This window comes from Faecalibacterium prausnitzii, assembly GCF_049532945.1.
Taxonomy (GTDB): Bacteria; Bacillota; Clostridia; order Oscillospirales; family Ruminococcaceae; genus Faecalibacterium; species Faecalibacterium prausnitzii_N.
The window spans coordinates 2127438-2141413 of the sequence record NZ_CP186691.1; the positions used below are offsets into that span (position 1 = coordinate 2127438).

The window sequence follows — 13976 nt, forward strand, 5'->3', positions numbered from 1 at the left end:
GGTGAGAGGAACATTATGGAAAATATTTTGCCCCGTAGAGAAGCACGCGAAAATGCATTTTTGCTGGCATTTTCGCAGACCTTTGGTGACGTGCCCCTGCGGGAGGCTCTGCTCAACAACACCGAGGATGAAGAGCATCCCGTGGATGTGTTCGGCAAGCGGTTGCTGAACGCTTACTATGACCATTCCGCTGAGGTGGACGACCTCATCAGCAGCCATCTGCGCAACTGGACCATGTCCCGTCTGCCCCGTGTGAGCCTGACGGTGCTGCGCCTGGCTCTGGCAGAGATGCTGTACGGTGACGAGAAAAAGGTCGGCGTCGTCATCAACGAGGCGGTGGAACTGACGAAAAAGTATGGTGCGGACGAAGATTACCAGTTCGTGAACGGTCTGCTGGGCACCGTCGCGCGGGAGCAGGGTCTGGACACTGCCGAAGATGCAGCGTCCGAAGAGCCGTGAGCCGTTATACGCTTGGCATTGATACAAGCAACTATGCAACCTCTCTGGCAGTGTTTGATACAGCTGGAGAGGTTGTTTGCGCAAAGAAGCGCTTTTTGCCGGTAAAAGCGGGCCAGCTGGGCCTGCGGCAAAGCGATGCACTGTTCCACCACACCACCGCTCTGCCTGAAATGCTGGAGGAACTGAGCCGGGAGTTCGACCTGACGCAGATCGATGCTGTGGGCGTATCGCAAAAGCCCCGCCCCGTGGAGGGAAGCTACATGCCCTGCTTCCTGGCGGGCGTCAGTGCAGCCACGGCTTTTGCCAGAGCGCGGGGCATCCCACTCGTCCACACGACCCATCAGCAGGGGCATGCCGCCGCTGCTCTGTTCGCCGCCAAAGGGGAGGAGCTGTTCCGCCAGAAGGTGCTGCTCTTCCACATTTCCGGCGGCACCACCGACCTGCTGCTCTGCGACGAGGTCAGGCAGATCACGACGCTGGGCACCAGCAGTGATCTCTACGCCGGGCAGGCCGTGGACCGCGTGGGCGTCAAGCTGGGCTTTCCGTTCCCGGCAGGTGCCGAGGTCTCCCGCCTGGCAGCGCTGTGCGAAGAGCCCATCCGGCCAAAGTCCAGCGTCAAAGGGATGACGTGCAGTCTTTCCGGCCTAGAAAATCAGTGCAATGCGCTGCTGCAAGCCGGAAAAAGCCCGGAGTACGTCTGCAAATACTGCCTGCTCTGCGTGGCCGATACCGTCGTCCGGATGACGAAGGCGGCGCAGAAGGAATACCCCGGCCTGCCGGTGGTATGTGCTGGCGGAGTGATGAGCAGCGATATCATCCGTGCATGGGTGCAGAAACGTCTGCCGCAGGTCTACTTTGTGCCGGGACAGTATTCCAGCGATAATGCCATCGGTGTTTCGATCCTGGCAGCGCGGGAGGCCGGATTATGGCTGAAGTGATCTCCGTCTCGGCGCTGAACCAATACGTCAAGACCCTGCTGGATGCCAACGACCTCCTGTTCGACCTTGCCCTGCGCGGCGAGATCGCAAATTTTGTACAGAATGCGCGCAGCGGGCACTGCTATTTTTCTCTGCGGGACGAGACGAGCAGCGTCAAAGCGGTAATGTTCCGGTCGGACGCGCGGCGGCTCGGTTTCCGCCCCGAAGAGGGGATGAAGGTCATCGTCCGCTGCCGCGCCACCCTGTACGAACGAGACGGTGCGTTCCAGGTCTACGTCAACGACATGTTCCCGGACGGCATCGGGTCGGCGCAGCTCGCCTTTGAGCAGCTGAAAGCGAAACTCGACCGGGAGGGTCTGTTTGCCGCCGAACGCAAAAAGCCACTGCCCCGGTTCCCGAAGTGCATCGGCCTTGTCACCAGCAAGACGGGAGCTGCCCTGCAGGACATCCGGAACGTCATCGGGCGGCGGTGGCCCGCTGTGCGGCTGCTGCTCTGCCCGGTCAGTGTGCAGGGATTTGAAGCGGCTGACGAGATCGCCGCAGCTATCGACCGGCTGGACGAGTCCGGTCAGGTGGACGAGATCATCGTTGCACGCGGAGGCGGCAGCCGGGAAGACCTGTGGGTCTTTAACGCAGAGATGATCGCCCGGGCTGCATACCGCTGCAAAAAACCACTGATCAGCGCAATCGGCCACGAGATCGACTATACCATTCTGGATTTTGTGGCAGACCAGCGCGCCCCGACCCCATCGGCGGCGGCAGAGCTTGCCGTGCCCGACCGGGCCGAATTTTCACGAAAATTATGCAATTTGGAAGAAAATATTCACATTTCTATCCAAAACAGGCTGAGTTTATGCTATAATAGGCTGGATGAAACGGTACAGCCGCTTTCCCGGCAGAACATGCAGGCGCAGCTTGCAGGCCGCCAGCAGCAGTTGGAGGCAGTTTCCGGGCAGCTGCAAACGGCCGCGCGGGAAAAGCAGCAGGACGCCGGGCTGCGTCTGCGCCATGCGGCTGCGCTGGCTGCAACGCTGAACCCGTATGGCGTCCTCGCGCGGGGCTATGCGCTCGTGCAGGACGAAAAAGGCCGCATCTGTGCGCCGGATGCCCTTCGCGAAGGGCAGAAGATGACGCTCTGCGGCGCAGTGAACCGCATCCATTGTACCGTGGATGCCGTGGAGGGACCCAATGAGAGCACCCAAGAGCTTTGAAGAAGGAATGGACCGGCTGGAAGGCATCCTTGACCAGATGCAGCAGCCGGAAACGACGCTGGCGGAATCGGTCAAGCTCTATGCGGAGGCCGCATCCCTGACCGATTACTGCCGCGCAACGTTGGAAAAGGCTTCGCTGCAGCTGGACGAGATCGACGCCAAGCGCACCGCCGCCCCGCAGCCGGAAGCAGACAACTAAGGAGGATCTATCAATGGATTACGCAAAGCAGTATCAGGAGTATCTGGTGCGGGTCAATGCTGCGCTGGAGACTGCCTGCAACACCTATCTGCCCGAAGAGTCGGACGTCTGCCGTGCGGCACGCTACAGCCTGATGGGCGGCGGAAAGCGCATCCGTGCCGTGCTGGTGCTGGCCGTCTGCGATATGCTGAACGGCGATGCCGCCGCTGCCGACCAGTTTGCCGCAGCCGTGGAGATGCTGCACTGCTATTCGCTCATTCACGATGACCTGCCCTGCATGGACAATGATGATCTGCGCCGCGGCCGTCCTTCCTGCCACAAGGCGTTTAGCGAAGCAACTGCCATGCTGGCCGGTGATGTGCTGCTGACCGAGGCGTTTGATGTCATCGCCAACGTCGAAGCCCCTGCCATCGTCAATGTGCGGGCGGCCAGGGCGCTGGGAGCCGGTGCAGGCAGCCGCGGCATGGTCTATGGGCAGGAACTGGATCTGAAATATGAGGCTCTGGCTGCGACCGAAGAGCAGCTGCGCCTCATCCACCGCAACAAGACCGGCGCGCTCATCAACGCAGCCGTCCAGATGGGCGCTGCCGCTGCGCAGGCCAACGAGACCCAGTGCCGGGAGCTGGAGGGCTACGCCTACGGCATCGGTCTGGTGTTCCAGATCGTGGACGATGTACTGGATGTTACCAGCACACCGGAACAGCTGGGCAAGCCCATTGGCAGCGACAGCGAGAACGGCAAGACCACCTTCGTCACCCTCTACGGCACCGAGGGTGCGATGGAGCTGGCCCGCAGGCTGAACGAGCAGACCTGCGCGTCTCTGCGCGCAGAATTTGGCGAAAAGAGCGCCTTCCTGGAGCAGCTTGCCAGGGAACTGCTGGTCCGCCGCAGCTGAACAAACAAAAAGAAAGAGAGCATAACATGCAACTGATCCGCGATGTTTTGAACCTGAATCCGATCCTGACGGTGGCGCTTCTGGCGTGGTTCGTCGCGCAGGTATTGAAGACCCTCATCAATTTTATCCTGCTGGGCAAGTTCCAGTTGGAACGCATGTGGGGTGATGGCGGTATGCCCAGTGCCCACAGCGCAACGGTCTGTGCCATGGTCATCGCCACGGCCCGGAGCGAGGGCTTCAGCTCGGCAATCTTTGCGGTGGCCGCAGTCGTCGCCATCATCACGATGCACGACGCCATGGGTGTCCGCCGCGAGACTGGCGAGCAGGCCAAGGTCCTGAACCAGATGATCGATCAGTGGATCGATGTGACGGAAAAGAACGCCCCCTTCCTCCAGAATATGCACTTGAAGGAAATGGTCGGCCACACGCCGCTGCAGGTCCTGGCCGGTTTTGTGGTCGGCTGCGTGGTCGGGGCGCTGTACCCGATGGCGCTCTGAGTCGATTTCTGGCGGGCAGTCCCGCCGATTCCAAATTGTGAGAAGGACGTGAATCTATGAATTCGCCTTTGCTGGAAAAAATCTCGCAGCCCAGCGATCTCAAAAAGCTCTCCGGCCAGCAGGTCGAGCAGCTTTGTGCGGACATCCGCGAATTTTTATTGGAAAACGTATCCAAGACCGGTGGCCATCTGGCCTCCAACCTGGGGGCTGTGGAGCTGACGGTAGCGCTGCACCGCGTCTTTGCGACCCCGCAGGACGAGATCGTGTTCGATGTGGGCCACCAGTGTTATACGCACAAGCTACTGACCGGCCGCCGCGAGGGCTTTGCAAAGCTCCGCCAGCTCGATGGCCTGTCCGGTTTCCCGAACCCAAACGAGAGTGAACACGATGCATTCATTGCCGGGCACGGAAACACGGCGCTTTCGCTTGCGATCGGCATGGCGTGGGCCAAAAAGCTGCGGGGGAGCCGGGGCAGGTGATCGTGCTCATCGGCGATGGTGCCTTTACCGGCGGCATGGTCTACGAGGGCATGAACAACATCGGCAGCCTGGACAATCTGCTCGTCGTTCTGAACGACAACAAGATGTCCATTTCTAAAAATGTCGGTGCGCTGTCCCGCTACCTCAAGCGTCTGCGCACCACCAACCGCTACTTCGATGCCAAGGAGAACGTGCGCAGCTTTCTGGACCACGTGCCTGTGGTTGGCACACCGCTCAAGGTGACCATCCAGAACAGCAAGGCCATGGTGCGCCGCGCCATGTACCACTCTACCATGTTCGAGGATATGGGCTTCCATTACTACGGCCCCTTTGACGGCAACAATGAACAGGAAGTTGAGCGGATTCTGCGCAGCATCCATAAGCAGCCCGGCCCGCACTTCCTGCATGTCGTCACGAAAAAGGGCAAGGGTTACGCGCCCGCCGAGAGCAACCCCGGCAACTTCCATGGGGTCTCGAAGTTCGACCTCATCGACAGCATCCCGGACCCGGAGGTCGCCCCGAAGGAGTCGTTCTCGACCGTATTCGGCAACCTGCTGAATCAGGAGGGAGCAGCGGACAAAACCATCTGCGCCATCACGGCAGCGATGAAGTACGGCACCGGTCTGCAATTCTTTGCACACACGCACCCGGAGCGGTTCTTTGATGTGGGCATGGCCGAGCAGCATGCAGTGACTTTTGCCGCCGGTCTTGCCAGCCAGGGGATGCTGCCGGTGGTCTGCATTTATTCCACCTTTTTACAGCGCTCCTATGACCAGATCATCCACGACGTCAATCTGCTCAATGAGAATGTCGTCTTCGCCATCGACCGTGCCGGTTTTGTCCCGGCCGATGGTGAGACCCATCAGGGCATCTTTGACCCGGCTTTCCTGAGCCAAGTCGGCATCCCCATCTATTCGCCGTCGAACTATGCAGAGCTGCGGCACTGGCTGCCGATTCTGCTGGGCAAAGATCAAAAAGGCCCCCGCGCCATCCGCTATCCGCGCGGCGGCGAAAGCGCGGTGCTGGCGGCTTACGGCTGTTCGGGCAAAGCGTACGACCGGATGCACACGGCACCCGGCGCGCAGGTTGCACTGGTCAGCTACGCCGACGAAGTGGAGGATGTGCTCCAGGCAGCTCAGCTTCTGGGGGAGGGAAACCTGCCCTGCGATGTTTATAAGCTTGTAAAGGTGTTCCCCTTTACAGATGATCTCATTGATGAAATCCGTCGTTATCCGGTCGTTTTGTTTGCCGAAGAGTGTGTCGCCTGCGGCGGCATCGGCGAGCACCTCGAAGCCGCACTGTATCAGGCAGGCTGGAAGGGAACTTACATCCACCGGGCCGTTGAAAACGTTCGTCTGCCCCACGCGACCGTCCCGCAGATCAAGGAGGCGACCGGTCTGGACGCCGCCCATCTGGCGCAGGCAGTCCGTGAGCACAGGAAAGGAGAAACTGCATCTTGAAAATCCGATTGGACCAATATCTTGTTCAGCATGGTCTGACACAGAGCCGTGAGCGCGCAAAGGCGCTGATCATGTCCGGCATCGTTTTTGTCAATGAGCAAAAGGTGGACAAGGCCGGAGAGATGATCAAGGAAGATGCCAAGGTGGAAGTGCGCGGGCACGACATTGGCTATGTCAGCCGCGGCGGCCTGAAGCTGGAAAAAGCTATGAAGTGTTTCCCGCTTACACCCAATGGCAAGGTCTGCATGGACATTGGAGCATCTACCGGCGGCTTTACGGATTGTATGCTGCAGAACGGTGCCGTCAAGGTCTATGCGGTGGATGTCGGCTATGGACAGCTTGCATGGAGTCTGCGCACAGACGAGCGCGTAGTGAACATGGAGCGCACGAACATCCGCAGCGTCACCCCCGACCAGCTGGGCGAACCCATTGAATTTTTCAGTGTGGATGTCTCGTTTATCTCGCTGCACCATATTTTCCCGGTGGCACAGGCAATCACAACGCCGGATGCCATGGGCGTTTGTCTGGTCAAGCCGCAGTTTGAAGCTGGACGCGAAAAGGTTGGCAAGAACGGTGTGGTGCGCGACCCTGCTACCCACCGTGAAGTGCTGCACAATGCCATGGGCTACGCAGCGGCCAACGGCTTCGCCGTGCGCGGGCTGGATTTCAGCCCCGTCAAAGGCCCGGAAGGCAACATTGAATACCTGATGTTCGTGCAGAAGAGCGGTGAACCTTCCGTGCTGGACGACAGCGTGGCAAAACAGGTCGTGGAAGCCAGCCATTCGACGCTGGACCACTGAGAGCAGAAAGAAGGTGCTGGGTGTGACTGTTTATATTTCACCCAACCCCGGTAAAGCGATGGCCTACGGCATCTCGCAGCGGGCCGCGCAGATCCTGCTGACCCACGGTGCCAGGGTGCTGATGCAGACCGACCTCAAGGCCGAATGCGACACGATGGGCGTGGAGTATCTGCCGCAGGAGGAATGCCTCGAAAAAACGGATGTCATCCTAACCATCGGCGGGGATGGCACCATCCTGCACGAGGCCAACCTCTCGCTGGAATACCGGAAGCCCATCCTCGGCATCAACCTGGGGCGCTGCGGCTTTCTGGCCACCTGTGAGATCAACGAGATGGAACAGAAGCTCTCTGCCGTTGCGCGGGGAGATTATCTGCTGGACAACCGGATGCTGCTGTATGTCCGCGTTCTTGGCCACGATGGCTGGGAGGGCCACGCCCTGAATGACGTGGTGGTCACAAAGGGCCGCCTGCAGCAGGCGATCGATTTCAGCATTTACTGCGATGATATTTTAGTAGAGCACTACCGTGGGGACGGTGTGATCGTTGCAACGCCCACCGGCTCCACAGCGTATTCGCTGGCGGCGGGCGGGCCGATCCTGGATTCCCAGACGAAGGGCGTTGTTGTAACGCCTATCTGCCCGCACAGTCTGGCCAGCCCGGCCATGGTGTTTGCGCAGGAGCGCAAGATCAACATCTGCGTCGGTCAGGTCGCGGACGAGGAAGTCTTCGTCAGCTGCGATGGTGCGGCAGGCTATTCTCTGCATGCCGGTGCCACCGCCGAAGTGCGGCTGAGCGACCAGATCGTGCAGCTCATCACCTTCGGAAAAGCAGATCAGTTCCAGGCCATTGACCAGAAACTGCGCGGCAGACGGTAAGTTTTGACAGAAAGGGGAACCGATATGGCCAGCAGCCGAGGCGATGCCAAAAGCAAGCGGGAGCGTCAGCAGACGATCCTGCGGCTGATCCAGGAGCATCCGATCAGCCGTCAGGAGTCCCTGCTCGACCACCTGCGAAATGAGGGATTCGATGCCACACAGGCCACGATCTCCCGCGATATCCGGGAGCTCAGCCTGGTCAAAGCGGCCACGAGCACCGGCTACCGGTATGTTTCCAGCCACAACGAGGCGCTGAACCCGAAGATCCAGGGCCGTTTTGAGACGATCTTCCACGAGTCTGTTCTGGGGGTGGATTTTGCCGGACACGTCGTTCTGGTCAAATGCTACTCCGGCATGGCGAATGCCGCCTGTGAAGTGTTTGACGCCCTGAAATGGAAAAATGTTGTCGGAACCTTGTCCGGCGATGATACCTTCCTGATCGTTGCACGGTCGGAGCGTGATGCAAAAACGATCTGCTCGGAGCTGACCCACCACATCGGACAGAAATAATGCGGGAGAAATTACCATGCTGAGCAGCCTGCAAATTGAAAATGTTGCTGTGATCCAGAAAGCCAACGTGCATTTTGAAAAGGGTCTGAACGTCCTCACCGGTGAGACTGGTGCCGGCAAGTCGATCCTGATCGATTCCATCAATGCCATTCTCGGCAACCGGACGTCCAAAGACCTTGTGCGCACAGGGGCCTCCAAGGCGGTGATCCGTGCAGCCTTTGAGGAGGTGCCCGGTACGGTGCTGGACAGCCTTGAGAAGGCGGGCTACGAGCGCTCGGATGCACTGATGCTCAGCCGCGAGATCACAGCCGAGGGCAAAAGCACCTGCCGCATCAACGGAATGCCTGCAACGGCTGCGGTTCTGCGGGAGCTGTGCGGAGGACTTATCAATATCAACGGTCAGCACGACTCTGTGGGCCTTCTGAACCCGGCCCATCACGAGGGGATTTTGGATGCCTATGCGCAGAATGGTGCCGCATTTCAGGCGTATTATACCGTTTACCGGGAGCTCATCAAGGTCAAAAAAGAGCTGGATGCCATGATCACCGACGAAGCCGAAAAGCAGCGCAGAATCGATCTGTTGAGCTATCAGGTGCAGGAGATCGAGGATGCCGCCCTGACCGAAGGCGAGGAGGAGACGCTGAACGCCCGCCGCAAGGTGCTGGCGAACGCCTCCACCATCCGGGAGCGGATCTCTCAGTGCTATGCGCTTCTTTCCGGCGATGATGAGACGCCCGGCGCAGTGGACCTGCTGGGTGAAGCCTCCAACGCAATCGACGCAACGGCGCAGGTGGACAACACGCTTTCGGATGCCGCCGGGCAGCTGCTCGATCTCTATTATACGGCCAAAGACGTCTCGGCGGACCTCATCGGGCGGCTGGACGGATATGATACCAACGATGCGGAGCTGGACGAGATTGAGCAGCGTCTGGATCTGATCTACAAGCTCAAGCGCAAATATGGTGATACGGTAGAAGACATCATCGCCTTTGGAAAGGCCGCGCGGGAGGAGCTGGACCGCATCCAGTTTTCGCAGGAGCGGGCCGAACATCTGCAGGCGGAAAAACACCGTCTGTATGTTCTGGCGCGGGACAAGGCCGAGGTCCTGACCCAGACGCGCCTGCGCGCTTTTGAAGAGCTGAACAAGCGTATTTCCGGCACGCTGGATTTTCTGAACATGCCGGGCGTGCGCATGACACTGCGCCATACCCGCGGCCCGCTGGCAAGCCATGGGCAGGACAGCATCGAGTTCTACATTTCCACAAACCCCGGTGAGGCGCCCAAACCCCTTGCAAAAATTGCTTCCGGCGGCGAGCTGAGCCGCATCACGCTGGCCATCAAAAATGCAATGGCTGATAAGGATGCCGTGCCTACCGTGATCTATGATGAGATCGACAGCGGTGTTTCTGGCAAGGCGGCCAGCCGCATCGGCGAGGTGCTCAAGCAGAGCGCGCAGGATCATCAGATCCTCTGTATCACGCATACGGCACAGATCGCCGCTCTAGCCGACTGCCATCTGCTGATTCAGAAAAATGTAGCCAATGACCGCACCTATACCGAGATCCATCCGTTGGATGAGGAGGGCAGGGTGGAAGCACTGGCCCGGCTGATCTCCGGCGACCACGTTACCGAGCTTTCGCGTGCCAATGCCCGCGAAATGCTGGGCCTTGCCGAGAGCGAAACTCGTGATTGACAAGTTTCTGGAATTGTGCTACACTGGCTTTTGTTGAAAGGCGATGAAGGGAACAAGTACCTTGAAGTGTTCTGTCCAGAGAAACCCCGGTTGGTGTAAGGGGCCGCAGAGCAGCAGGGGAAATACCTCCCGGAGCTGTAAGCCGAATGAGAGAACTCTCTAGTAGGCCGTGCCGCGTGCGAGCGTTACAAACGCAGGAGTGTCTCTCTACTCTGGGGTGTGCACTCGTGAGGTCGTTTCTGTGAGGAAGCGGCAAACAGAGGTGGTACCGCGAATTTTCTCGCCCTCTGCCAAATTCATTTTTGGCAGGGGGTGTTTTATTTTTCCCTCTGCCCACAAACAGGAGGAAAAAATCATGACTCTGTACGAAGAACTCAAGGCCCGCGGCCTGGTGGCTCAGATCACCGATGAAGAGATCATCGACCTGATCAACAATGGCAAGGCAACCTTTTACATCGGCTTTGACTGCACTGCCGACAGCCTGACCGCAGGCCACTTTATGGCCCTGACCCTGATGAAGCGCCTGCAGATGGCAGGCAACAAGCCTATTGCCCTGATCGGCGGCGGCACTACCATGATCGGCGACCCCTCCGGCCGTACCGACATGCGCAAGATGCTGACCAAAGAGGATATCGCCCACAATGCCGCATGCTTCAAAAAGCAGATGGAAAAGTTCATCGACTTCTCTGAGGGCAAGGCACTGATGCTGAACAATGCAGACTGGCTGCTGAACCTGAACTACGTGGAACTGCTGCGTGATGTGGGTGCCTGCTTCTCCGTGAACAACATGCTGCGCGCAAAGTGCTACGAGCAGCGCATGGAGAAGGGCCTGTCCTTCCTCGAGTTCAACTACATGATCATGCAGAGCTACGACTTCTACTACATGTTCCAGCACTACGGCTGCAATATGCAGTTCGGCGGCGACGACCAGTGGAGCAACATGCTGGGCGGCACCGAGCTGATCCGCCGCAAGCTGGGCAAGGACGCTTATGCTATGACCATCACCCTGCTGACCGACTCTCAGGGCAAGAAGATGGGCAAGACCGCCGGCAATGCCGTCTGGCTGGATCCCAACAAGACCAGTCCATTCGAGTTTTACCAGTACTGGCGCAATGTGGGCGATGCCGATGTGATGAAGTGCATCCGTATGCTCACCTTCCTGCCGCTGGAGCAGATCGACGAGATGAGCACATGGAAGGATCAGCGCCTGAACGAAGCTAAGGAAATTCTGGCTTACGAGCTGACCAGCATGGTCCATGGCAAAGAAGAGGCCGAAAAGGCCCAGAATGCTGCCCGCGCACTGTTCAGCGGCAGCGCAATCGATACCGAGCACATGCCTTCTACTCAGCTGACCGAGGCCGACCTGACCGATGGCTCCATCGGCATCCTGACCCTGATGGTCAAGGCTGGTCTGGCAGCATCCAACGGCGAGGCACGCCGTCTGGTCGTGCAGGGCGGTGTTCTGGTGGATGGCGAGAAGGTAGCCGCTCCCACCGTTGGCTTCACTGCTGAGCAGCTGGCAAAGGGTATTGTGATCAAGAAGGGCAAGAAGATCTACCACAAGGTCACTCTGTAAAGCGCTTTTGCAAAACACAGCAAACCACCCATAACATTAAGAGCCGCCCGCTTCTCAAAACCGAGAAGCAGGCGGCTCTTGTTGCACGTTGAAATATTCCGGGATCGATCGGGCTTTTTTACAGATCGAATGCCTTCTTCAGCACATCATAGGCAGCATCTTCGTTTTCTGCGCGAACCAGCAGGGAAATATCCAGATCGCTGGTGGTGATAAGCAGTACTTCAATGCCGGCCATTGCCAGAGAATTCAGTGCACGGGCAGCTACGCCGCAGCTGGTGACCATTTCTTCACCAAACAGGTTCAGCTTGGAATAACCCACGCTGATCAGCGGGGAAGCCTTGGCATCCTTGTCCAGATTTGCAACGGAAATAGCCTTCATCACCAGCGGAAGATCACTGCTGGAAGCGGTAAAGCTGAAATCGATGGTGGTGCCATGGGGTGCACTCTGGCTGATCATATCTACGACCACACCGTTATCTGCAAAGATCTGCAGGTAACGTGCGAGGCTGTTGCCCTTGAACTCTACATCCTGCACACTGATCATCATGAGGCTCGGCTCAATATTGATCTTCGATACTCCGTACATAGTAAACACTCCATTCTGCCCATACGGGCTGCAAGATCCGGCAGGATCACATTTCTGCGATCATATCACCCATATTGTACAGGCCCGGCTCCTTTTTTGCAAGGTAAACTGCTGCATTCACAGCGCCGTTTGCAAAAATATTGCGGGAGTAAGCGGTGTGCTTGAGGGTGATCACTTCATCCGGGCCGCAGAACAGCACTTCGTGATCACCCACGATGCTGCCGCCGCGCACGGAACTGATACCAATTTCCTTCGGGTCGCGCTTCTGGCGGACAGAAGAACGGTCGTAAACATAATGATATTCGCCATTGTTTTGCTCATTGATGGCATCGGCCAGCATCAGAGCGGTGCCGCTGGGTGCATCCAGCTTGTTGTGGTGGTGCTGCTCCACGATCTCAACATCGTAGTTCACACCCAGAATAGCCGAAGCGCGCTTGCACAGTTCCGACAGCACATTGATGCCCATGGACATATTAGCGCTCTTGAACACCGGCACCGTGCGGGATAGCTGCACCACCTTGAGCTGCAGCTCTTCCGAAAGGCCGGTGGTGCACACCACGATGGGCAGTTTGTGAGCTTCACAGTAGGGCAGAGCCTTTTCCACAGCGGCCGGAGAGCTGAAATCGATGATCACATCGCCCTTGCCGTCCAGCTTTTCCAGGCTGTCATACACAGGGATGCCGTTCTGTTCGCCATCCTTCAGGTCGATGCCTGCAATCACGCGGCAGTCCTCGCGCTGTGCGATCATATCACACAGCACATGGCCCATGCGGCCGCCGATGCCCTGAATCACAATATCCGTCATTTGATCTTACCTCGTTCTTTGATTTTCCGAAAAGGCCAAATGCCCGGAAGAACGTTCCACCGGGCATTTGTGCGTTGTTCTGTTGTTATTTCAGGAGGCCTTCTGCGGCAAGCGCCTGTTCGATCTTCTCCTTGTGCGCGTCGCTGGGCTCCACCAGAGGCAGGCGGCAGGCACCGGCGTTCCAGCCCAGCACATTCATGGCGTACTTCACCGGAATGGGGTTCACTTCACAGAACAAAGCATCTGCCAGCGGCAGCATTTCCAGCTGCAGCTGGCAGGCCTTCCGGGTGTCGCCGTCGAACCAGGCCTTGCAGCAGTTGTGCACCAGCTCCGGCTTGACATTGGACACGACGCTAATCACGCCCTTGCCGCCCAGAGCCAGCAGGGGAACCACCTGATCGTCGTTGCCGGAATAAATGTTCAGCTCGTCGCCGCACAGCTGTGCGATCTTGGCTACCTGAGAGATGTTGCCGGAAGCTTCCTTGATGCCGTTGATCAGAGGATGCTTGCTCAGTTCCAGAGCAGTCTCCGGGGCAATGTTCAGGCCGGTGCGGGAAGGCACGTTGTACATGATCACCGGGATGCCGCCAGCCTCAGCCATGGCGGTGAAGTGAGCCACCAGACCAGCCTGAGAGGTCTTGTTGTAGTAGGGAGTCACCATCAGCAGAGCGTCTGCGCCGCATTCGGCAGACTTTGCGGCCAGTGCGCAGCCGTGGTCGGTATCGTTGGAGCCAGCGCCTGCAATGACGGGCACGCGGTGGTTGACAACATCCACCGTATACTTGATGGCGGCAAGCTGCTCCTCATCGGTCATAGTAGAGCACTCGCCGGTGGTGCCGCAGATGATGATGGCATCGGTATGGTGCGCGATCTGATCCTCAATAATGCGGCCCAGCTCGTCAAAGTTGATGCTTCCGTCCTCGTACATCGGGGTGATAATGGCAACACCCGCGCCGGTAAAGACAGGATTCTTCATAGCCTAAAACTCCTTTGT

General features: G+C 58.3%; 14 protein-coding genes, 1 pseudogene and 1 other annotated feature. Of the genes and pseudogenes, 12 read left to right on the plus strand and 3 right to left on the minus strand.

The window, feature by feature from the left end; translation table 11 throughout:
* The first annotated feature begins 15 nt into the window (after positions 1–15).
* The 12 genes and pseudogenes from nusB (at position 16) to tyrS (ending at position 11591) form a co-directional block, all read left to right on the plus strand.
* Entirely contained in the window at positions 16–459 is a 444-nt protein-coding gene (nusB, locus tag ACNQFG_RS10515) for a transcription antitermination factor NusB (protein WP_097792265.1), read from the plus strand.
* Positions 456–1397: a glycoprotease gene (locus ACNQFG_RS10520; RefSeq protein WP_423404864.1), complete on the plus strand. Its 942-nt coding sequence runs from the start codon at positions 456–458 to the stop codon at positions 1395–1397. The genes nusB and ACNQFG_RS10520 overlap by 4 nt, the downstream gene beginning before the upstream one ends.
* Complete coding sequence (gene xseA / locus ACNQFG_RS10525) at positions 1385–2608, plus strand: exodeoxyribonuclease VII large subunit (RefSeq protein WP_423404865.1); 1224 nt, start codon at positions 1385–1387, stop codon at positions 2606–2608. Before ACNQFG_RS10520 ends, xseA begins: the two co-directional genes overlap by 13 nt.
* A complete protein-coding gene (gene xseB, locus ACNQFG_RS10530; RefSeq protein WP_223381341.1) occupies positions 2586–2807 on the plus strand; it encodes an exodeoxyribonuclease VII small subunit in 222 nt (73 codons plus the stop codon). Before xseA ends, xseB begins: the two co-directional genes overlap by 23 nt.
* A gap of 13 nt (positions 2808–2820) precedes the next feature.
* On the plus strand, positions 2821–3702 hold the full coding sequence (locus tag ACNQFG_RS10535; RefSeq protein ID WP_423404866.1) for a polyprenyl synthetase family protein: 882 nt from the start codon (positions 2821–2823) through the stop codon (positions 3700–3702).
* 26 nt (positions 3703–3728) lie between these two features.
* Entirely contained in the window at positions 3729–4199 is a 471-nt protein-coding gene (locus ACNQFG_RS10540) for a divergent PAP2 family protein (RefSeq protein ID WP_423404867.1), read from the plus strand.
* Between the two features lie 56 nt (positions 4200–4255).
* Positions 4256–6138 (plus strand): annotated as a pseudogene (gene dxs / locus ACNQFG_RS10545) (1-deoxy-D-xylulose-5-phosphate synthase).
* On the plus strand, positions 6135–6938 hold the full coding sequence (locus ACNQFG_RS10550) for a TlyA family RNA methyltransferase (RefSeq protein WP_423404868.1): 804 nt from the start codon (positions 6135–6137) through the stop codon (positions 6936–6938). Before dxs ends, ACNQFG_RS10550 begins: the two are co-directional and overlap by 4 nt.
* A gap of 22 nt (positions 6939–6960) precedes the next feature.
* Positions 6961–7812: an NAD(+)/NADH kinase gene (locus tag ACNQFG_RS10555; RefSeq protein WP_423404869.1), complete on the plus strand. Its 852-nt coding sequence runs from the start codon at positions 6961–6963 to the stop codon at positions 7810–7812.
* A gap of 24 nt (positions 7813–7836) precedes the next feature.
* A complete protein-coding gene (locus ACNQFG_RS10560) occupies positions 7837–8322 on the plus strand; it encodes an arginine repressor (protein WP_097792258.1) in 486 nt (161 codons plus the stop codon).
* A gap of 16 nt (positions 8323–8338) precedes the next feature.
* A complete protein-coding gene (recN, locus tag ACNQFG_RS10565) occupies positions 8339–10015 on the plus strand; it encodes a DNA repair protein RecN (RefSeq protein WP_423404870.1) in 1677 nt (558 codons plus the stop codon).
* Between the two features lie 34 nt (positions 10016–10049).
* Positions 10050–10306 (plus strand) — a binding site (T-box leader).
* A 64-nt stretch (positions 10307–10370) separates the two neighbouring features.
* Complete coding sequence (tyrS, locus tag ACNQFG_RS10570; RefSeq protein ID WP_423404871.1) at positions 10371–11591, plus strand: tyrosine--tRNA ligase; 1221 nt, start codon at positions 10371–10373, stop codon at positions 11589–11591.
* Between the two features lie 118 nt (positions 11592–11709).
* Here the strand turns inward: tyrS and ACNQFG_RS10575 are convergent, their stop codons facing one another.
* The 3 genes from ACNQFG_RS10575 to dapA form a co-directional block, all read right to left on the minus strand.
* On the minus strand, positions 11710–12177 hold the full coding sequence (locus tag ACNQFG_RS10575) for an ACT domain-containing protein (protein WP_423404872.1): 468 nt from the start codon (positions 12175–12177) through the stop codon (positions 11710–11712).
* 46 nt (positions 12178–12223) lie between these two features.
* Positions 12224–12982 carry a 4-hydroxy-tetrahydrodipicolinate reductase gene (gene dapB / locus ACNQFG_RS10580; RefSeq protein WP_423404873.1) on the minus strand — a complete coding sequence of 253 codons (759 nt, stop codon included), beginning with the start codon at positions 12980–12982 and terminating at the stop codon, positions 12224–12226.
* Between the two features lie 85 nt (positions 12983–13067).
* Positions 13068–13958 (minus strand): 4-hydroxy-tetrahydrodipicolinate synthase, encoded by an 891-nt coding sequence (gene dapA / locus ACNQFG_RS10585; RefSeq protein ID WP_423404874.1) that lies wholly within the window; start codon positions 13956–13958, stop codon positions 13068–13070.
* Positions 13959–13976: the final 18 nt, after the last annotated feature.

What these genes read in the sequence shown, in the direction of transcription:
- dapA (WP_423404874.1), bottom strand. Translation starts at nt 13,958, where the DNA reads ATGAAGAATCCTGTCTTTACCGGCGCGGGTGTTGCCATTATCACCCCG.
- xseA (WP_423404865.1), top strand. Translation starts at nt 1,385, where the DNA reads ATGGCTGAAGTGATCTCCGTCTCGGCGCTGAACCAATACGTCAAGACC.
- xseB (WP_223381341.1), top strand. Translation starts at nt 2,586, where the DNA reads ATGAGAGCACCCAAGAGCTTTGAAGAAGGAATGGACCGGCTGGAAGGC.
- tyrS (WP_423404871.1), top strand. Translation starts at nt 10,371, where the DNA reads ATGACTCTGTACGAAGAACTCAAGGCCCGCGGCCTGGTGGCTCAGATC.
- recN (WP_423404870.1), top strand. Translation starts at nt 8,339, where the DNA reads ATGCTGAGCAGCCTGCAAATTGAAAATGTTGCTGTGATCCAGAAAGCC.
- ACNQFG_RS10560 (WP_097792258.1), top strand. Translation starts at nt 7,837, where the DNA reads ATGGCCAGCAGCCGAGGCGATGCCAAAAGCAAGCGGGAGCGTCAGCAG.
- ACNQFG_RS10540 (WP_423404867.1), top strand. Translation starts at nt 3,729, where the DNA reads ATGCAACTGATCCGCGATGTTTTGAACCTGAATCCGATCCTGACGGTG.
- nusB (WP_097792265.1), top strand. Translation starts at nt 16, where the DNA reads ATGGAAAATATTTTGCCCCGTAGAGAAGCACGCGAAAATGCATTTTTG.
- ACNQFG_RS10575 (WP_423404872.1), bottom strand. Translation starts at nt 12,177, where the DNA reads ATGTACGGAGTATCGAAGATCAATATTGAGCCGAGCCTCATGATGATC.
- ACNQFG_RS10535 (WP_423404866.1), top strand. Translation starts at nt 2,821, where the DNA reads ATGGATTACGCAAAGCAGTATCAGGAGTATCTGGTGCGGGTCAATGCT.
- dapB (WP_423404873.1), bottom strand. Translation starts at nt 12,982, where the DNA reads ATGACGGATATTGTGATTCAGGGCATCGGCGGCCGCATGGGCCATGTG.